Here is an 18,434-nt window from a genome sequence, read left to right as displayed (position 1 = left end):
GATGTATGTGAGTGAGCGTTCACTCGCAATATGCTGCTACTGCGAACAAGATGCTTCCGTCAAGGCGGGGAAGCTCGATGAAAGGCAAGGAATCATGCTGATCGATGGATGCCTGACGGCAGCCGCTTCCGGGGGGCGCGCCGCGGCACGTCGCCGGAAGGTGATCGATGCGGCGCGTATATTGTTCTGCGACAATGGTTTTCATGCGACCGGGATCGCTCAGATCGCGAAGGAGTCGGGCGTTGCGGTCGGTCAACTCTATCGCGACTTTGCCAGCAAGGAAGAAATCGTTGCCGCGATCGTACAAACCGATTGCGTAGATTTCATGGCGGGCGAGCCGCTGAAGGAAGCCGTCGATCGCGGCGATCGCGATTCGGTGCGGGCTTGGGTGCGGAATTTCGTCGACCCCGGCACGCGCGACAATGACGGGCGGATGTTTGCCGAGATCCTCGCGGAGTCGTCGCGCAACGAACGGATCGCGGCGATCTTTTCCACCGTTCAGGCTGATGCTCGCGCCAACATGCTGACCGCGCTGAGCCTGTTCGCGCCCGCAGCTTCGATGAGCCAGCGGCGGTCGACACTTGCGGACACCATCCTCGCGATGTCGCTCGGCCTGATGCATTATCGCCTGATGCACCGCGAAAGCGACATCTGCGGCCTGGTGACGTCGCTGATCGCCATCGTCGAGCGCGAGATCGACGACCTGGAGCGCGCCAATTGCGCAGTGACGCTGGCAACAACGACGGGCTGATCAGTCAACAACCTTGTAGTGCTCCTGCGAACGCAGGAGCCCAGGGCCATGAACGCAGCGCCTGTTACCCTGGGCTCCTGCGTTCGCAGGAGCACTGGAACGCACAGCTCGCTTAGCTAGCGCCCCGCCTCGACGGTTTCGCTGATCGACCGCGCCGGCTGCTTGTCCATCGTTCGCGCGATCGTCGAGAAGCTGCCGCCGTCGATGCGGATCTCGTTGAAGGCGGGCGGCGATCCCCGCGTGCGCTTCGACAGAGTGCCCGCGCCGATCATCCGCAACGTCCAGCCGCCCCGCTCCACAGGCACGTCGAACGGGTCGTGGACATGGCCCGACAGCACCGCATGCGCGCCGGCAGCGGCGAGATCGCTGAGCGCGGCATCGCCGCCGCGGGTCCGCGCGGTGCCGGTGGTCGGGCCCTCGATCAGCGGATGATGCGCCGCAACGAAGATCAGATTGCCCGCGGGCACGCTCTCGATCATCGCCAGCGCCCGGCGCAGTGAGCCCTTGCTCACCCGGCCCTTCGACCAGTTCCACCGCCACTGCGCGCGCGCGGTGGTTTTCAGCGGCACGATCGTCACGCCTGCGATGTCGAGCTGCGTCTCGATCATCTTCTCGACCGCGGCGTAACGCTGGTACGGCGACAAGAACCGTCGGAACGGGTCCCAATAATAGGGGATGTCGTGGTTGCCGACCTCCAGCGTCACCGGGACGCCGAGGCTGCGGAGCCAGTCGCCGCCACGCTGGAACTCGTCGCGGGTGGCGCGCATCGTCAGGTCGCCGGTCATGATCACCGCATCGGGTTTCTCGTCGGCCACGCGTTCGCCGAACCAGGCGATCGCGGCGGGATCCTCGGCGCCGAAGTGGACGTCGCTGACATGGAATAGCTTGATCATGACCCCCTGAACGCGGCTTCCCGAGAAAAGCTGCCCCTTGCGCACCAACCTGTGCGAGCGACCGACAAGTTTCGGCTTGCTTGCTCGCCCGCGGCGAACGATGGAGCCGCGGACACCATTGGGGGTACATGGAATGGTTGCCTGGTTCCAGGCGCTGATGCCCAAGCAGGGGCGGTTCTTCGAACAGTTCGAGGCGCATGCCGCGACGCTGGTCGCGGGCGCGGCGGCGCTCGATCGGCTGTTCAGCGGCGACGGCGACATCGCGGCGCACATCGCCGAGATCGTCGACCGCGAACATCAGGCCGACGACATCACGCGCGACGTGCTGCAAGATGTTCGTCGCGTCTTCGTCACGCCGTTCGATCGCAGCGCGATCACCGACCTGATCGGGGTGATGGACGATTCGATCGACCAGATGAACCAGACCGCGATGTCGATCGAGCTGTACGGCATCACCGTCTTCGCGCCCGAGATGCGCGCGATGGTCGCGGTCGTGGTCGAGGCGGCGCGGGTCACCGCGGAAGCGATCCCGCTGTTGCGGTCGGTCGGCAGCAACGCCGCAGCGCTCCACACCCTCACCGCGCGTTTGGTCGAACTGGAAGGCCAAGCCGACGAATTCCACGCGACCGGGCTGAAGGCGCTGCTGAAGGCGACCGCTAACGAACCGATGCAGTTCATCATCGGCCGCGAGATCTACAGTCATCTGGAACGCACCGCGGATCGATTCGAGGACATCGCCAACGAGATCCAGGGTCTCGTGATCGATCACGCCTGATCTATGACGATTAGCTTCACGCTGCTGGTGGCGCTGATCGGCGTCGCTCTGCTGTTCGATTTCCTGAACGGCCTGCACGACGCCGCCAATTCGATCGCGACGGTGGTGTCCACCCGCGTGTTGAAGCCGCATCACGCGGTGCTGTGGGCGGCGTTCTTCAACTTCATCGCCTTCGCGGTGTTCGATCACAATGTGGCGCGGACGGTCGGCAAGGGCATCGTCGACGCCGCGGTCATCGATCCGCAGGTGATCTTCGGCGCGCTGATGGGCGCGATCGTGTGGAACGTCATCACCTGGCGCTACGGCATCCCGTCGAGCTCCAGCCACGCGCTGATCGGCGGGTTGCTCGGCGCCGGGCTCACCAAGGCGGGTTTCGACGGCGTGGTCTGGGCGGGCGTCGGCAAGACCGTCGGCGCGATCTTCCTGTCGCCCAGCATCGGCATGTTCCTGGCGCTGCTGCTGGTGCTGCTCGTCGCCTGGACCTCGCTGCGGCTGACGCCGCTCGGGGTCGACCGTCGCTATCGCAAGCTGCAGCTGGTGTCGGCGGCGCTCTATTCGCTAGGGCACGGCGCCAACGATGCGCAGAAGACGATGGGGATCATCACCGTCCTGCTCTATTCGCAGGGGTTGCTGACCGGCGGCTTCCACGTGCCGTTTTGGGTGGTGTTGTCGTGTCAGGCGGCGATGGCGCTCGGTACGATGTCGGGCGGGTGGAAGATCGTCCACACGATGGGATCGAAGATCACCCGGCTGACCCCCGCGCAGGGCTTTTGTGCCGAAACCGGGGGCGCGATCACGCTGTTCATGGCGACGATGGGCGGCATCCCGGTATCGTCGACCCACACCATCACCGGTGCGATCGTCGGCGTGGGATCGGCGCGCAGGCTGTCGGCGGTGCGCTGGAACATCGCGAGTCGCATCGTCATCGCCTGGGTCGTCACGCTGCCCGCGGCGGGCGCGATCGGAGCACTGACCTATCTCGTCACCGGCTGGATCGCCGGCTGAGGAACGCGAGGCCGCGATGACCTTCACCGATATCGCCACCCGAACTCACGATCATAACTGGCGGCTCGATCCGATCGTCCGCAGCCTGCTCGACACCGATTTCTACAAGCTGCTGATGGTGCAGCTGATCAGGCGCTTCCACGCCGACGTCGACGTCACCTTCGCGGTGATCAATCGCACCCGCACGGTGCGGATCGCGGACGACGTCGACGAAGGCGAGCTGCGCGCGCAACTGGATCATGCGCGGACGCTGCGCTTCACCAAGAAGGAGCTGATCTGGCTCGCAGGCAACACCTTCGCCGGCGAAGCGCGGATGTTCACGCCCGATTTCATCGCCTGGCTCGCCACGTTCCGCCTGCCGGACTATGAGCTGCGCACCGTGGACGGGCAGTTCGAGCTGCGGTTTGCAGGACCCTGGACCCACACCACGATGTGGGAAGTGCCCGCGCTCGCGATCATCAACGAACTCCGGTCGCGCGCGGCGATGCGCGACAAGGGACGGTTCGCGCTCGACGTCCTCTACGCCCGCGCCAAATCGCGGCTGTGGGACAAGGTCGAGCGGCTGCAGCGGCTTCCCGATCTGGTGATCTCCGACTTCGGGACGCGTCGGCGGCATGGCTTTCTGTGGCAGCGCTGGTGCGTCGAGGCGCTGAAGGAAGGGCTCGGCAAGGCGTTCATCGGCACCTCCAACGTCCTGCTCGCGATGGACGCGGACCTGGAGGCGATCGGCACCAACGCACACGAACTGCCGATGGTCGCCGCCGCCCTGGCACCCGACGACGCCGCGCTCGCCGCGGCGCCGTACCGGGTGCTGGAGGAATGGCGCGCGAGCTATGGCGGCAATCTGCTGATCGCGCTGCCCGACGCGTTCGGCACCCGCGCGTTCCTGGCGGGCGCGCCCGATTGGCTCGCCGACTGGACCGGCTTTCGTCCCGACAGCGCGCCACCGATCGAGGGCGGCGAGGAGATCATCGCCTGGTGGCAACGCCACGGCCGCGATCCGCGCGGCAAGCTGCTGATCTTCTCAGACGGCATGGACGTCGACTCGATCGAGGCGACGCACCGCCATTTCCACGGGCGCGTGCGCACCAGCTTCGGCTGGGGCACCAACCTCACCAACGATTTCCGCGGCTGCGATCCGGACGCGAGCGATGAAGGCGCCCTCGCCCCGGTGTCACTCGTCTGCAAGGTGATCGAGGCGAACGGCCGCCCGGCGGTGAAACTCTCCGATAACCCCGCCAAGGCGACCGGCGCCCCAGGCGAAATCGCCCGCTACCTCCGCGTCTTCGGCAGCGCCGGCCGCACCGAGGCACCGGTTCAGGTCTGAGCGCCATAAGGTACGGCTATTGGCGTTGACCGCACCACCATCCCTGTGGCAATCGCATCGCCGTCGCGGGTGTAGCTCAATGGTAGAGCAGAAGCTTCCCAAGCTTACGACGAGGGTTCGATTCCCTTCACCCGCTCCATCGCCCAGCAACGCGCCGCGCGTCAGATCCCGCCGTCGGTGACCTCGCGCCCGGTCGCCCTCAGCGCGTCGGCGAGCGCGGCGATGCAGGTGTCGACCAGCGCGGCGTCGGGGCTGCGGACGACGAAATTCGCGCCGACCCGTCCCTCGCGAAAGAACGGATAGCTGCCGATCGAAACGCCTTCATGCGCCTTCTCGGCGGCGCGGAGGAGGTCGGCGACTTCGCTCTCGGCGACCCAGCAGCCGATCGTCTTGGAGACGACCGGGCGCCCGCCCTCAAGCGTGCCGGTGAGCGCGTCGAGCATGCCCGCAGTGATGTGCGGCACCCCCGCCATGATGAACACGTTGCCGGTCCGGATCCCCGGCGCCCCCGACACGCGGTTCTCGATCAACGATGCGCCCGCGGGCACCCGCGCCATCCGCGCGCGGGTTTCGGTCAGCCCGTCGCGGGTGGCGTAATATTGCTCGAGTATCGCCATCGCCTGCGGATGATGCTCGACCGCGACACCCAACGCCTCCGCGATCGCGTCGACCGTGATGTCGTCATGGGTCGGGCCGATGCCGCCGGTGGTGAAGAGATAGTCGTTGCGCGCACGCAGCGTGTTGACCGCCTCGACGATCGCGGCGGTATCGTCGGCAACGACGCGGACCTCGGCGAGGCGGATGCCCTGGACGTTGAGCCACGACGCCAGCTGCGCGATGTTCTTGTCCTGCGTTCGCCCCGACAGGATCTCGTCGCCGATCACCACCAGGGCCGCGGTCCAGATTCGTTCGCGGGTTCGTTCGTCGGTCACGGCGCCGCCATAGCCTCGCAAAACCGGGCACGCCACGCTATAAAGGAGCCATGACCGATTACGTGACCGTCACCTCCGACGCGCCGGAAGGCCGCACCGGCGCCATCAAGCTCCACGGCCCTGCCGCTTTCGCGGGCATGCACAAGGCCGGGCGCCTTGCCGCCGAGACGCTCGACATGCTCGTGCCGCACATGGTGCCGGGCGTGAGCACCGCCGAGATCGACCGGCTGATCTACGACTTCGTGCTGGCCGGCGGCGGCGTCCCCGCGACGCTAGGCTATCGCGGCTACACGCATTCGACCTGTATCTCGATCAACCATGTCGTCTGCCACGGCATCCCCAGCGAGAAGACGCTGAAATCGGGGGATATCGTAAATGTCGACGTCACCCCGATCGTCGATGGCTGGCACGGTGACACCAGCCGCATGTACCTGATCGGCGACGTGCCGCTGAAGGCGAAGCGGCTGGTCGAAGTCACGTATGAATGCCTGATGCTCGGGATCGAGAAGGCGTTGCCCGGCAACACGATGGGCGATGTCGCGCACGCCATCCAGCGGCATGCCGAGAAGCATCGCTACGGCGTGGTCCGCGATTTCTGCGGCCACGGCGTCGGTCGGCTGTTCCACGACGCGCCGGAGGTGGTGCATGTTGGTCGCCCGGGCACGGGACCCGAGTTGAAGCCTGGGATGATCTTCACGATCGAACCGATGATCAACATCGGTCGCCCCGACGTGAAGCTGCTCGAGGATGGGTGGACGGCGGTGACGCGCGACCGGTCGCTGTCGGCGCAGTTCGAGCATTCGGTGGGGATTACCGAAAGCGGATGCGAGATCTTCACGGTGAGCCCGGCGGGGTTTCACCAGCCGCCTTATTGACGGACGGTTTGCGGCGAACGCTTTACTGCTGACGAGGTCTCGGCATGACCTATTCCTCCCCGCTGAAGCGAGGGAGGAATTACGCCAACGCCCATCGGCTCAAACCGGGGTAAGGCATTCGCCGCGTGCCGCTATGCGCCGCGCGCGTCGTTCACCTTTTCGATCCCTCAGGCAGTCAGCGACAGCAGCGTACCGCTCGTTGCGGGCGATCGCCGGATCGCATCGGCGTCATAGCCGGTGACGCTTCCGGGCTCCAAGGCATCCTCGGGACGCGGACGTTGCTCCGTCATGGCCTGTACGGCGGCGACGGGCGGCCTGCTCGACTCGGGAACGGCCCTCGGCCGGGCCGGATCGATATTCTTGCGCGCAAGCTCGATCTCGAACTCGTTGAGGCAGGCATATCCGTTCTTGATGACGGGTAACGGATACCCGATGGTTTCGGCCGGCATAAGCACCTCCTGGGTCGCAGCGTAGCAAGCCTTCGTTGCAAACGATTGAACGGGTATGTTTAACCTGGCGGTCACCATGTTCGGCGACGATAGTGACGCGGTGCGGCCGCATCGCTAAGGCATGCGCGCATGACCGAGATCACGCCCCAGATCGTCGCCGAACACGGCCTTTCCCCCGACGAATATGACCGCGTCCTGCACGCGCTCGGCCGCGAGCCGAACCTCGTCGAACTCGGCATCTTTTCGGTGATGTGGTCCGAGCATTGCAGCTACAAATCGAGCCGCATCCACCTGAAAAAGCTGCCGACCACCGGCCCGCAGGTGATCTGCGGCCCCGGTGAGAATGCGGGCGTGGTCGATATCGGCGACGGTCAGGCGGCGATTTTCAAGATGGAGAGCCACAACCACCCGTCCTACATCGAACCCTATCAGGGCGCGGCAACGGGAGTCGGCGGCATCCTGCGCGACGTGTTCACGATGGGCGCGCGGCCGATCGCCAATCTCAACGCGCTGCGCTTCGGCCGGCCCGATCACCCCAAGATGCGCCATCTGATCGCGGGCGTGGTCCACGGCATCGGCGGCTACGGCAATTGTGTCGGCGTTCCTACGGTCGGCGGCGAGGTCAATTTCCATTCGGCCTATGACGGCAACATCCTGGTCAATGCGATGACCGTCGGGATCGCCGACACCGACAAGATCTTCTATTCAGCGGCGTCAGGCATCGGCAATCCGATCGTCTATGTCGGCAGCAAGACCGGGCGCGACGGCATCCATGGCGCGACGATGGCGTCGGCGGACTTTTCCGAGGATTCGGAGGAGAAGCGCCCCACCGTCCAGGTCGGTGATCCGTTCACCGAAAAGCTGCTGATCGAGGCATGCCTGGAGCTGATGGCGACCGACGTGATCGTCGCCATCCAGGACATGGGCGCGGCGGGGCTGACCTCGTCGTCGGTCGAGATGGCGTCGAAGGGCGGCGTCGGCATCGAGCTGAAGATGGACGACGTGCCGCAGCGCGAAACCGGCATGACGCCGTACGAGATGATGCTGAGCGAAAGCCAGGAGCGGATGCTGATGGTCCTGAAGCCCGGCCGCGAGGCCGAGGCGGAGGCGATCTTTCGCAAGTGGGAGCTCGACTTCGCGGTGATCGGGCGCGTGACCGACACCGGGCGGATGGTCCTGACCTTCAAGGGCGAGACCGTCTGCGACATCCCGCTCGGGCCCCTTGCCGACGACGCGCCGGCCTATGACCGGCCGCACGTGAAGACCCCTGCCCCCGCCGCGCTCGGCGAGCTGCCGACCAAGACCGATCTGGCCGCCGACCTGCTCGCGTTGATGGCGTCGCCCGATCTCGCGTCGCGGCGCTGGATCTGGGAGCAGTACGACCACATGGTCGGCGCCAACACCGTGCAGCGGCCAGGCGGCGACGCCGCGGTGGTCCGCGTCCACGGCACCGCCAAGGGCCTCGCGATCAGCACCGACTGCACCCCGCGCTATTGCTTCGCGGACCCGTATGAAGGCGGCAAGCAGGCGATCGCGGAATGCTGGCGCAACCTGACCGCGGTCGGCGCGAAGCCGCTCGCGACCACCGACTGCCTCAATTTCGGCAACCCGCAGCGGCCCGAGATCATGGGGCAGCTGGTGGGATGCATCGAGGGGATGGCGGAGGCATGCGCCGCGCTCGACTTCCCGATCGTGTCGGGCAATGTCAGCCTCTACAACGAGACCAAGAGCGATACCGACGGCAGCGGCACCGCGATCCTGCCGACCCCCGCGATCGGCGGCATCGGGCTGCTCGCCGACTGGTCGAAGAGCGCGACGATCGCGTTCAAGGGAATCGGCGACATCATCCTGACCGTGGGGACGCGCGCCGGGCATCTCGGCCAGTCGCTGTGGCTGCGCGAGCGACATGGCCGCGAGGGCATCGAGGCGGGTCCGCCGCCGACGGTCGATCTCGCGGCGGAGCGTCGCACCGGCGACTTCATCCGCAAGTGCATCGACGCCGGCTATTTGAGCGCGGTTCACGACGTCGCCGACGGCGGCATCGCGGTCACGGTCGCGGAGATGGCGTTGGCAGGCAATGTCGGTGCGATGATCGATCGCAAGCAGCCGTTCGACTGCCCGCGCGCCTTCTTCGCCGAGGACCAGGGCGTGTACGTGGTCACCGTCCACGATCATGCACTGATGGACGTGCTGGCGGAGGCGCATGCCGCCGACGTCGAGGTCGAGCCGCTCGGCCGCACCGGTGGGCGCCGGCTGATTTTCGAGCTGCCCGACAGCGATCATGTCGTCGCGCTCGACGACCTGCGTACGGCGCACGAAGGCTTCTTCCCGATGCTGATGGGTGCCGACGCCGCCCTCGCCTAGCGATCGACACTTATTGCGACTGCAACGCAAAAACGCTTGCGAGTTGTTCTCATTAGCGGTATTCGCCTCGATAGCGAGGGGGATCCCGATGGTCGTATGCGTCTGCAATGCTATCCGTGAGAACCAGGTGCGCGATGCCGCGCGCCAAGGCTGCATGACCGCCTGCCAGGCGTTCCGCTCGATGGGTCGCCAGCCGAAATGCGGTCAGTGTACGGTGATCGCCCGCGCGATCATCGACGAGGAACGCGCCGCCGCCTGAGCCGCCTGATCGGCGCAAATTCATCTAGGTAGTGACCGCAGGTCCCGGGCCCGTTTACCTTCGCGCTTGCCGTGGCTCTGCGCCGCCCGCTACAGTCACGCCAGCAAAGGGGCGGAGTATGGCGATGAAGGGCGACCCGCGGGTCATCGAGTATCTGAACGAGGCGCTCAAGAACGAGCTGACCGCGGTCAATCAATATTGGCTGCACTATCGCCTGTTCGACCATTGGGGCGTGTACAAGCTCGCGCAATTCGAGCGCCACGAATCGATCGACGAAATGAAGCACGCCGACTCGCTGTCGGAGCGGATCCTGTTCCTCGACGGTCTGCCGAACTTCCAGCTGCTCGGACGGCTGCGGATCGGCGACACCGTGGAGGAAGCGCTTCGGTCGGATCTCGCGCTCGAACTCGAGGCGGTCGGGCAGTTGAAGGAGGCGGTCGCCTATTGCGAGACCGTGAAGGATTTCGTCAGCCGCGACCTGTTCGCCTATATCCTCGCGGGCGAAGAAGAACATGTCGACACGCTGGAACGCCAGTTCGAGATGATCGAGCGGATGGGGATCCACAACTACATCCAGCTGAATTCGCTGAGCGAACATGACGCGCCGAAATCGGGCGCTGCGCCTTACGCGAAGGGGTGAGTGGCTGGGTTGGTTATGGAGCCTCGACCACCCCGCATTTTCGCCACCCCGGCGAAGGCCGGGGCCCATTCGGGGACGGCACGTAACGAAGCCCAGCGCGAAGTCACATCGGCCTTCCCACCTGGGCCCCGGCCTCCGCCGGGGTGGTAGCGAGTTGTGGGTGGTGTTGGAGCGTAAATGGTAATCAGCTGATTTCGCGGGTCCCGACCATATCGCTCGCCTCACCCCGTCCCAAAACTCCGCACCAAAGACCCTGCAACCATCGCCCAGCCGTCGACCAGCACGAAGAAGATGATCTTCATCGGCAGCGAGATCGTCGGCGGGGGCAGCATCATCATGCCCATCGCCATCAGCACCGCACCGACCGCGAGGTCGATCACCAGGAACGGTAGCAGCAGCAGGAAGCCGATCTCGAACGCGCGGCGCAGTTCGGAGATCATGAACGCCGGCACCAGCGTCGGCAGCGCGGTGTCGACGCGCGCGACCGGTGGCTTCTTCGCCAGCGTCGTGAACAGCTTGAGGTCGTCGTCGCGTACCTGGGTCAGCATGAATCGGCGGAACGGTTCGGCGGTCCTCGCGAACGCCGCGGTCTCGTCGATCTTGCCCGCGGTATAGGGCTTCACGCCCTGTTGCCACGCCTGGTCGAAGGTCGGTGCCATCACGAAGAACGACAGGAACAGCGCGAGGCTGATGATCACCGGGTTGGGCGGCACGCCCTGCGCGCCGATCCCGGTCCGCAGCAGCGACAGCGCGACGACGATGCGCGTGAACGAGGTGACGGTCATCAGGATGCCGGGAGCGAGGCTCAGCACCGTCAGCATCAGCACCAGCTGAATCGCCTTGGCCGACAGCGTGCCGTCCCCGAACGCGACGCTCGCGCTCTGCGCCATCGCCGCACCCGGGGTACAGACCAGCGCGAACCCCAGCGTCAGGCGGAGCGCCTTACTGCGCATACCAGTCCGCCTCCAGCTCGGCGCACAACACCATGTCCTGCTTGGCGGGCGCGAAGCAGGGCGGCGCGATACCGGTCTCGAGCACCGCGACCCGGTCGGGCAGCAGCACGAACAGATGTTCACGGTCGTCGCGCCGCAGCAGCACCAGTGAGCGTTTCGCGTCGAGCTGGACCCGCTCGATCACCGCGACCCGCCGGCCGCTGCCCACACCCGCGCCGACCCGGCCGGGCAGCGCGATGTCGTAACGGCGCACGATCCACAAGGCCGCGGCTAGCAACCCGAGGATGATGCCGAGCGACCCCGAGCGACATCTGATCCTCGTTAACGAACACCCTCCCCTTCGCGACCGCCTTGCCGTTGACGAAGACCATCGTCGGATCGTCGTGGCCGCAATCTAGCGGGATCATCGCGCCGCGGCTCATGTGCAGGATCTGGCGGATCGGGATGTTGGCGGACCCCAGCACGATCGATAGCTCGATGTGGATGTCCTCTAAGATGGTCATGGTCGTTCCTTCCATGCGGTCATCATAGGAAAGAATTGCCGGGTCCCGACCGGGCCGGGCAATTCTTGCCTATGATTGGAACCGTGGGCGCCATTGTCGGTGGCCCAGGAGATCATCATGGACCTGACCAACTCGGTGCAGGTGTCGGCAACCGGACTGCGCGCGCAATCGCTCAGGATGCGGATCATCGCCGAAAACCTGGCGAATGCGGATTCGACCGCGACAGTCGCCGGCGGCGATCCGTATCGGCGCCGCGTCGCGACCTTCAAGCCCGAGATCGACCGCAAGGACGGATCGGTCGGGGTGAAGGTGCAGTCGATCGACACCGACAAGGGCGCCTTCAAGAAGGTGTACCGGCCGGGCAGCGCCGCCGCCGACGCACAGGGCTATGTCGCGATGCCGAACGTCAATTCGCTGGTCGAGGCCGCGGATATGAAGGCCGCGCAACGATCCTACGAGGCCAATCTCAATGCCATCGAGGCGGCCAAGAGCCTCACGATGCGCACCATCGATCTCTTGAAGTAAGGACCGATCAGCATGTCAATCGGAGCATTGGACGCCACCGCCGCCTATGGCCGCGCGCTCGGCATCGGCAAGGACGGTTTCGGCAGCGCCACGCCCGCCGGCGGCCTCGCCGCATCGGAAGACGGCAGCTTCGCCGGGCTCGTCACGTCGTTGGTCAGCAGCACCGCGGGATCGCTGCGTACCGCCGAGGCGGCGAGCGCGAAGCAGGTCGCGGGCAAGGGCGACCTGATCGACACCGTCACCGCGATGGGTGCGGCCGAGACCGCGCTCGACACCGTGGTCGCGGTCCGCGACCGGGTGGTCAGCGCCTACTCCGAGATCATGCGAATGCAGATCTGACGCCGACCTGCCGATTCCTCCTGCGACAGGCCGAGGCGCGATGACCCCCGAAGACGCGATGGAGATCGGCAAGGCCGCGATGATCCTGGCGCTGACCGTCTGCGGCCCGATGCTGATGGCATCGCTGATCGTCGGGCTGGTGGTCAGCCTGTTCCAGGCGCTGACCCAGCTTCAGGAACAGACGCTCACCTTCATCCCGAAACTCGCGGTGATGGGCGTGCTTCTGCTGCTGACGCTGCCGATGATGGGCCATGCGCTCGGCGACTTCACCGACGTGATCGCCGACCGGATCGTCCACCCGTGACGCCGCCCCCGATCCAGCATATTCCGATCGAAGCCGTCGCCTTCCTGATCCTGTTCGCCAGGGTCGGGGCGGTGTTGATGGTGTTGCCGGTGTTCTCGGAAGACGCGATCCCCGGCCGCATCCGGCTGATGATCGCGTTCGGCATGACCGTAGGGCTCTGGGGCCTGTTGTCGCCCTACGCCCTGCCCGTAGCCCGCGACATCAATGCCGCGACGACCGTGATCCTGGCCGAACTGCTCACCGGGCTCGCGCTCGGGATGCTGGTGCGGATCATGTTCCTGGCGATCGCGACTGCGGGGTCGATCATCAGCCTGCAGGTCGGGCTGACGTCCGCGATCATCATGGACCCCGCGCAGGGCGGGCAGTCGACCGTGCTTGGCAAGGCGCTGAGCGTCGCCGCGGCCGTGGTCTGCCTGGGATTGCTGGTGCACCATCTGTGGATAGGCGCCCTGATCCGGTCCTATGCAGTGTTCCCGGTCGGCGGCCTACCGCCCGCGGGCGACTTCGCGGAACTGGCGATCGGCACCGTCGGGCGCTCGCTCGCGCTGGCGGTCAGCCTCGCCGCGCCGATGCTGGTCTACGGCATCGTCTTCAACGTCGCGCTCGGGCTCGCCGCCCGACTGACCCCGTCTATCCAGGTCTTCTTCGTGGCGCAGCCGCTCAACCTGCTGCTCGGCATCGCGCTGTTCGCGGCCTTGTTCGGCACGATCCTGTCGCAATTCGCCGACGCGTCGATCGGGTGGATTCAGTTGGGCTGGCGCTGACATGGCGGACAAGGACCAGAAGAAGCATGCCCCCAGCGGCAAACGCATCGCCGATGCGCGGCGACGCGGCGACACCCCCACCGCGCCGGAGATGCGGCACGCCGCCGCGTTCGCGGCGATGCTCGTGATCCTCGGCGCGATGGGCATGCACGCCTTTTCGCGGGTCGCGGATCTGGCCGCGGAGATCTGGGGCCGCGCGGACGAGTTTCGCGTCGACGGCGGCGGCGCCCAGGCGATGATCACCGGCATCGCCGGGCATCTCGCGCTGATCTTCGCGCCGCTGTTCGCGACGCTGATCGCCTTCGCGCTGCTCGGCGGCATGCTGCACGGGATGCCGACGATCAACTGGTCGCGGGTCGCGCCGAAGTGGAGCAAGCTGTCGCCTGCCGCCGGCTTGCAGCGCCTGATCGGCGTGCCACCGCTGATCGAATTCGCGAAGACGCTGGCGAAGCTGTCGGCGATCCTGATCGTGACGTTCCTGGTGCTGCGGCCCCATATCGTCGCGCTTGGCGCGCTGGTCGGGGCCGACGCGCGGACCACCGGCGCGGCGGCGGGCGGGCTGGTATTGTTGCTGGTGAAGGCGATCGCGGTGCCGGTCGGCGCGCTCGCGCTGTTCGATCTCGTCTACCAGCGCCACAGCTGGATCACGAAGCTGAAAATGACGCTTCAGGAGGTGAAGGACGAGCACAAGGACAGCGAGGGCGACCCGAAGATCAAGGGCAAGATGCGCGAGATCGCGATGCGGCGGTCTCGCCAGCGGATGATGGCCGCGGTGCCGCAGGCGAGCGTCGTGATCACCAACCCGACCCATTATGCGGTCGCGCTGCGCTACGACCACGGCAAGATGGGCGCACCGGTGGTGGTCGCGAAGGGCACCGACGCGGTGGCACTGAAGATCCGCGAGATTGCGACCGCGGCGGGGGTGCCGATCGTCGAGAACCGGCCGCTTGCCCGTGCGCTGCATGCCTCGGCGGAGATCGACCACCCGATCCCGACCGAACACTATGCCGCGGTGGCGGAGATCATCGGCTATGTTATGCGGCTCGCCCGTAAGGCGGGCTGAGAAGTTCGGTTCAGAGCTGGATATCGTGCTTGGCCAGTTCGACGCGGACGCGAAGATCGATGTCCCGCGCCACCCTGGCCAGCGCGGGATCGGCGGGCAAGCTGAAGGTCGCCGCCCATTCCGACAATTGCGCGAGCCGTTCGGGCAGGATCTCGCCGCCCATCGCCTCCTGGTGCAGGCGTTCGAGCAGCGCCAGCCCACGTTCGGCGTCGGACGCCATCTTGCGACGGCGCTCCACCACCGGATCGACCGACGCCAGCGCCACCAGCATCTCGACCGAGGTCGCGGGTGGGGTCATCGCCGGCCCGTGCGGGGCCGTGCCCACGGTGCCATGATCGACGTCGAAGTTGGCGTGCGATCGGCGTTCGGCACCCGCCGATAGCGCTGCCAGCCCGATCAGCGGTGGAACCCCCTCTACGCGCATATAAACCTCCGTCGCCGGCATCTCACACACGCTTCTTATCCTATAAGATATCGAGAATCCATTCACCTTCGGGGATCACAGTAACGATGCGTTTCGATACCCTGGCCCTGTTGCGTGCGCTACCAATGGCGCTGGCGATCACCGCGGTCGGCACGGCGCAGGCGTCGACCCGGGTGAAGGACATCGTCGATGTCCAGAACGTCCGCACCAACCAGCTGGTCGGCTACGGCCTGGTGGTCGGCCTCGCCGGCACCGGCGACCGCACCACCAACTCGCCCTTCACCGAAGAGACGATGAAGGCGATGCTCGAGCGAATGGGCGTCAACGTCCGCGATGCGAAGATGAAGCCAGCCAACGTCGCCGCAGTGTCGGTCACCGCCTCGATGCCGCCATTCGCGCGGGCGGGATCGACGATCGACGTGCAGGTATCGGCGTTGGGCGATTCCACCAGCCTTCAGGGCGGGACGCTGCTGGTCACCTCGCTCCGCGCGCTCGACGGCGACATCTATGCGGTGGCGCAAGGCCCCGTCGCGGTGTCCGGCTTCAAGGCTCAGGGCGCGGGCGGCAGCGTCAGCCGCGGCGTCGCGACCTCCGCGCGGGTGGCCGGCGGCGCGATCGTCGAACGCGAAGTACCCTATGCGCTGCGGTCCGCGACCAGCCTGAAGCTCGCGCTCAAGAACCCCGATTTCACCACCGCGCGCCACATCGCCGCGGCGATCAACCAGCGCCACCGCGGCACCGCAACGGTGCTCGATCCGGGCACCGTCGAGATCGGCCCCGGCGGCGGCTTCGCGGGCGACGTGGTCGATCTGCTCGGCGACGTCGAGAACCTGCCGGTCGACGTCGATCAGGTCGCGCGCATCGTCATCAACGAAGCCTCCGGCACTGTGGTGATGAGCGACGACGTGCGGATCAGCCCGGTCGCGATCGCGCAGGGCGGGCTGACGATCAGCGTCAGCGAGGCGCCGATCGCGTCGCAACCGGCGCCGTTCTCGCAAGGCGAGACGGTGGTGCTGCCGCGCAGCCGCATCGACGTCGACGACGGCAACGGCGCGTCGCTGGCGATGGTCGGCGGCGGCGCGTCGCTGCGCTCGCTGGTCGGCGGGCTCAACACGTTGGGCGTGTCGCCGCGCGACCTGATCTCGATCCTTCAGGCTGTGAAGACCGCGGGCGCGCTCCAGGCCGAGATCGACGTCCAATGACCGACGCCATCGCGCCGATCACCCCGGTCCCCCGCCCCGCCCCCGGGCCGACCGCAGCCGCCACCGCAGAAGCGTTCGAGGCGGTGTTCCTCGGCCAGATGGCGCAGCTGATGATCGGCTCGCTGGACACCGACGGCCAATTTTCGGGCGGCCATGCCGAGGAGATGTTCCGCGGCGTGCTCGGCGAACAGATCGGCACCGCGATGGCCAGACGGGGCGGCATCGGCCTCGCCCCGCTGGTCATGGAACAGATCATCAAGTTGCAAGGAAGCCAGCCAGATGTCGATTGAATTGATCGAGGCGATCCTATCGCTCGGGATGGTGATCGAGGAGGAGAATGCCCGCTTGCAGGACACCGGCTACGATCCGCTGCTGCCGGGGCTGGTCGCGGCCAAGATCAGGCTGGTCGGGATCATCGAGGCGGAAAATGTCCGCGTCAACGCCGACGATCGCGACTGGTCCGCCGAGCTCGACGAGACCGCCCACGCCGAACTGCGCGCCTCGATCAAGTCGCTGTTCGACAAGCTCGATCTGAATCAGCAACTGCTCGGCCGGCGGATGGCGCTGTGTGACGACCTGCTCGGCGCGATCACCACCGAAGCCAAGCGCGCAGCAGGTGGACGCAGCACCGTCTATGGCGCGAAGGGCGCGCTGACCCATGCCGACCTACCGACGCCGATCTCGGTGAACAGCGAATATTAGAAGCGCATGTTGACAGCGATCATTAAACACCGACAAACTAGTGTCGAATGCGACTAAGTAGATATACTCGGCCGACATAACCGATCTTCCGTAAACCACCTTATAAATACCATATGATGCCCGGGCAGTTCCACTTCGGCCTATATTCAGGGTTGAGAGCTCGGCGATCGGACGCAGATGTCCGGTGCCGTATCAAGGGAACTGCTCATGCATTGGTTTCGCACGACCGCACCGATCCGTCTCAAGATGTCCGTCGTCTCCGGCACGATGACCGGCCTCGCCGGCCTGGCGACGCTCGGCGCGGTGATCGCCTGGGCGCTCGACATGCCGGTGATCGGCATCGCGACGGGCAGCGTAGCGACGCTCGCCGCGGCGATCATCGGCGCTAAGTTCCGGACCGCGGTGTGCGACCCCTATGTCGCGACGGTGGTGCGCATGGAGGCGCTCGCGGCCGGCGACACCGCTACGCCGATCGAGTTCACCGACCATCTCGATTGCGTGGGCCGGATGACCAAGGCGATGTTCACGTTCCGCAGCACCGCGACCGCGCAGGCAGTGCACGCCGCCGAGCAGGAGCAGCTCGTCGAGATCCTCGGCGTCCACCTTCGTGCGCTGAAGGAGGGCGACCTGACGATGCCGATCGCGGAGGAGTTCCCCGCGGCTTACGCCACGCTGCGCAGCGACTATAACGACGCGCTGGGCAGGCTGCGGACGCTGGTCGGCGACATCACCGAAAGCGCCAACTCGATCCGCACCGGATCGGGCGAGATCGCGCAGGCGTCGGAGGATCTCGCGCGCCGGACCGAGAGCAACGCCGCCAGCCTCGAGGAGACCGCGGCGTCGATCACCCAGATGGACGGGCGGCTGAAGGCCTCGGCGGGTGCCGCCTCGCGCACCGTGGAGCGTGCCGACCAGGCGATCGCCACCGTCGGCGGCGGGCGTGCGGTCGCGGACGAAGCGGTGCAGGCGATGGGCCGGGTCAGCGACAGCGCCAAGGGCATCGACAGCGTCATCGAGGGCCTCGACAAGATCGCGTTCCAGACCCGCGTGCTGGCGATGAACGCCGCGGTCGAAGCCGGGCGTGCGGGCGACGCCGGTCGCGGCTTCGCGGTGGTCGCCGATCTCGTCTCCGCGCTGGCGATGCGTGCCGAGGAAGAAGCCAAGCGCGCGCGCGACCAGCTGACGGTGACCCAGACCGACATCGTCACCGCGGTGGAAGCGGTGCAGAAGGTCGACGGCGCGCTCGCCGACATCTCGGGCGACGTGACCCAGGTCCACGAGCTGCTCGCGACGATGGCCGCAGACAACCAGGCGCAGTCGGCGGCGATCACGCAGATCTCGGCCGCGGTGGGCACGATGGACCAGTCCACCCAGCAGAACGCCGC

At 66.5% G+C, this 18,434-nt stretch carries 22 protein-coding genes, 1 tRNA gene and 2 pseudogenes; 18 read left to right on the top strand and 7 right to left on the bottom strand.

Annotation, left to right across the window (positions count from 1 at the left end; genetic code table 11):
• A partial coding sequence (locus ACFE77_RS05980; protein ID WP_375420713.1) for a TetR/AcrR family transcriptional regulator occupies positions 1 to 751 on the top strand: 751 nt, incomplete at its 5' end.
• 116 nt (positions 752 to 867) lie between these two features.
• Here the strand turns inward: ACFE77_RS05980 and ACFE77_RS05975 are convergent.
• The gene (locus ACFE77_RS05975) at positions 868 to 1,644 is read right to left on the bottom strand and encodes a metallophosphoesterase family protein (protein ID WP_375420712.1); all 777 of its coding nucleotides are present in this window, start codon (positions 1,642 to 1,644) and stop codon (positions 868 to 870) included.
• A 130-nt stretch (positions 1,645 to 1,774) separates the two neighbouring features.
• Between ACFE77_RS05975 and ACFE77_RS05970 the strand changes: the two are divergent.
• The 4 genes and pseudogenes from ACFE77_RS05970 to ACFE77_RS05955 all read left to right on the top strand — a co-directional run.
• Positions 1,775 to 2,419: pseudogene (locus tag ACFE77_RS05970) on the top strand (DUF47 domain-containing protein); the annotation flags it as partial.
• 3 nt (positions 2,420 to 2,422) lie between these two features.
• Positions 2,423 to 3,424 carry an anion permease gene (locus ACFE77_RS05965; RefSeq protein ID WP_375420711.1) on the top strand — a complete coding sequence of 334 codons (1,002 nt, stop codon included), beginning with the start codon at positions 2,423 to 2,425 and terminating at the stop codon, positions 3,422 to 3,424.
• Between the two features lie 16 nt (positions 3,425 to 3,440).
• Positions 3,441 to 4,751, top strand: coding sequence for a nicotinate phosphoribosyltransferase (gene pncB, locus ACFE77_RS05960; RefSeq protein ID WP_375420710.1), 1,311 nt, complete (start codon positions 3,441 to 3,443; stop codon positions 4,749 to 4,751).
• A 65-nt stretch (positions 4,752 to 4,816) separates the two neighbouring features.
• Positions 4,817 to 4,890, top strand: a tRNA-Gly gene (locus tag ACFE77_RS05955).
• A gap of 22 nt (positions 4,891 to 4,912) precedes the next feature.
• Here ACFE77_RS05955 and ACFE77_RS05950 read toward each other — a convergent pair.
• Positions 4,913 to 5,683, bottom strand: a complete 771-nt coding sequence (locus tag ACFE77_RS05950) for a competence/damage-inducible protein A (RefSeq protein ID WP_375420709.1) — start codon at positions 5,681 to 5,683, stop codon at positions 4,913 to 4,915.
• 50 nt (positions 5,684 to 5,733) lie between these two features.
• Between ACFE77_RS05950 and map the strand changes: the two genes are divergently transcribed.
• Positions 5,734 to 6,558: a type I methionyl aminopeptidase gene (gene map, locus ACFE77_RS05945; RefSeq protein ID WP_375420708.1), complete on the top strand. Its 825-nt coding sequence runs from the start codon at positions 5,734 to 5,736 to the stop codon at positions 6,556 to 6,558.
• A gap of 167 nt (positions 6,559 to 6,725) precedes the next feature.
• On the opposite strand, the gene ACFE77_RS05940 is transcribed toward map, so the two are convergent.
• Positions 6,726 to 7,007 (bottom strand): hypothetical protein, encoded by a 282-nt coding sequence (locus ACFE77_RS05940; RefSeq protein WP_375420707.1) that lies wholly within the window; start codon positions 7,005 to 7,007, stop codon positions 6,726 to 6,728.
• Between the two features lie 129 nt (positions 7,008 to 7,136).
• Between ACFE77_RS05940 and purL the strand changes: the two genes are divergently transcribed.
• The 3 genes from purL (at position 7,137) to bfr (ending at position 10,270) form a co-directional block, all read left to right on the top strand.
• Positions 7,137 to 9,371 (top strand): phosphoribosylformylglycinamidine synthase subunit PurL, encoded by a 2,235-nt coding sequence (gene purL / locus ACFE77_RS05935; protein ID WP_375420706.1) that lies wholly within the window; start codon positions 7,137 to 7,139, stop codon positions 9,369 to 9,371.
• 88 nt (positions 9,372 to 9,459) lie between these two features.
• Positions 9,460 to 9,630, top strand: a complete 171-nt coding sequence (locus ACFE77_RS05930) for a bacterioferritin-associated ferredoxin (RefSeq protein ID WP_375420705.1) — start codon at positions 9,460 to 9,462, stop codon at positions 9,628 to 9,630.
• 124 nt (positions 9,631 to 9,754) lie between these two features.
• Complete coding sequence (gene bfr, locus ACFE77_RS05925) at positions 9,755 to 10,270, top strand: bacterioferritin (RefSeq protein ID WP_375420761.1); 516 nt, start codon at positions 9,755 to 9,757, stop codon at positions 10,268 to 10,270.
• Between the two features lie 221 nt (positions 10,271 to 10,491).
• Here bfr and fliP read toward each other — a convergent pair whose 3' ends face one another.
• The 3 genes and pseudogenes from fliP to ACFE77_RS05910 form a co-directional block, all read right to left on the bottom strand.
• A complete protein-coding gene (gene fliP, locus ACFE77_RS05920) occupies positions 10,492 to 11,223 on the bottom strand; it encodes a flagellar type III secretion system pore protein FliP (RefSeq protein WP_375420704.1) in 732 nt (243 codons plus the stop codon).
• Positions 11,213 to 11,476 carry a hypothetical protein gene (locus ACFE77_RS05915; RefSeq protein ID WP_375420762.1) on the bottom strand — a complete coding sequence of 88 codons (264 nt, stop codon included), beginning with the start codon at positions 11,474 to 11,476 and terminating at the stop codon, positions 11,213 to 11,215. The genes fliP and ACFE77_RS05915 overlap by 11 nt, the downstream gene beginning before the upstream one ends.
• Before the next feature lie 103 nt (positions 11,477 to 11,579).
• Positions 11,580 to 11,726 (bottom strand): annotated as a pseudogene (locus ACFE77_RS05910) (FliM/FliN family flagellar motor switch protein); the annotation flags it as partial.
• 117 nt (positions 11,727 to 11,843) lie between these two features.
• On the opposite strand from ACFE77_RS05910, the gene flgC reads away from it, so the two are divergent.
• From flgC to ACFE77_RS05885, 5 genes are read left to right on the top strand one after another with little or no spacing between them, the layout of a single operon-like run.
• Complete coding sequence (gene flgC, locus ACFE77_RS05905) at positions 11,844 to 12,251, top strand: flagellar basal body rod protein FlgC (protein WP_375420703.1); 408 nt, start codon at positions 11,844 to 11,846, stop codon at positions 12,249 to 12,251.
• Positions 12,252 to 12,263: 12 nt separating this feature from the next.
• On the top strand, positions 12,264 to 12,590 hold the full coding sequence (locus ACFE77_RS05900) for a flagellar hook-basal body complex protein FliE (protein WP_375420702.1): 327 nt from the start codon (positions 12,264 to 12,266) through the stop codon (positions 12,588 to 12,590).
• A 40-nt stretch (positions 12,591 to 12,630) separates the two neighbouring features.
• Positions 12,631 to 12,894: a flagellar biosynthesis protein FliQ gene (gene fliQ / locus ACFE77_RS05895; protein ID WP_375420701.1), complete on the top strand. Its 264-nt coding sequence runs from the start codon at positions 12,631 to 12,633 to the stop codon at positions 12,892 to 12,894.
• Positions 12,891 to 13,658 carry a flagellar biosynthetic protein FliR gene (gene fliR / locus ACFE77_RS05890; protein WP_375420700.1) on the top strand — a complete coding sequence of 256 codons (768 nt, stop codon included), beginning with the start codon at positions 12,891 to 12,893 and terminating at the stop codon, positions 13,656 to 13,658. The genes fliQ and fliR overlap by 4 nt, the downstream gene beginning before the upstream one ends.
• A 1-nt stretch (position 13,659) precedes the next feature.
• Positions 13,660 to 14,721: a flagellar biosynthesis protein FlhB gene (locus ACFE77_RS05885; protein WP_375420699.1), complete on the top strand. Its 1,062-nt coding sequence runs from the start codon at positions 13,660 to 13,662 to the stop codon at positions 14,719 to 14,721.
• A gap of 10 nt (positions 14,722 to 14,731) precedes the next feature.
• Here the strand turns inward: ACFE77_RS05885 and ACFE77_RS05880 are convergent, their stop codons facing one another.
• Positions 14,732 to 15,145, bottom strand: coding sequence for a flagellar assembly protein FliX (locus ACFE77_RS05880; protein WP_375420698.1), 414 nt, complete (start codon positions 15,143 to 15,145; stop codon positions 14,732 to 14,734).
• A 125-nt stretch (positions 15,146 to 15,270) separates the two neighbouring features.
• Here ACFE77_RS05880 and ACFE77_RS05875 point away from each other — a divergent pair, with 125 nt between their 5' ends.
• The 4 genes from ACFE77_RS05875 to ACFE77_RS05860 all read left to right on the top strand — a co-directional run.
• Entirely contained in the window at positions 15,271 to 16,347 is a 1,077-nt protein-coding gene (locus ACFE77_RS05875; protein WP_375420760.1) for a flagellar basal body P-ring protein FlgI, read from the top strand.
• Positions 16,344 to 16,637, top strand: coding sequence for a rod-binding protein (locus ACFE77_RS05870; RefSeq protein WP_375420697.1), 294 nt, complete (start codon positions 16,344 to 16,346; stop codon positions 16,635 to 16,637). The genes ACFE77_RS05875 and ACFE77_RS05870 overlap by 4 nt, the downstream gene beginning before the upstream one ends.
• The gene (locus tag ACFE77_RS05865; protein ID WP_375420696.1) at positions 16,627 to 17,049 is read left to right on the top strand and encodes a hypothetical protein; all 423 of its coding nucleotides are present in this window, start codon (positions 16,627 to 16,629) and stop codon (positions 17,047 to 17,049) included. Before ACFE77_RS05870 ends, ACFE77_RS05865 begins: the two co-directional genes overlap by 11 nt.
• 207 nt (positions 17,050 to 17,256) lie before the next feature.
• Positions 17,257 to 18,434, top strand: a 1,178-nt coding sequence (locus ACFE77_RS05860; RefSeq protein ID WP_375420695.1) for a methyl-accepting chemotaxis protein, incomplete at its 3' end; no start/stop codon positions are given.

Source organism: uncultured Sphingomonas sp. (genome assembly GCF_964243315.1).
GTDB lineage: Bacteria > Pseudomonadota > Alphaproteobacteria > Sphingomonadales > Sphingomonadaceae > Sphingomonas.
This window is presented reverse-complemented; position numbering and strand designations above follow the sequence as displayed.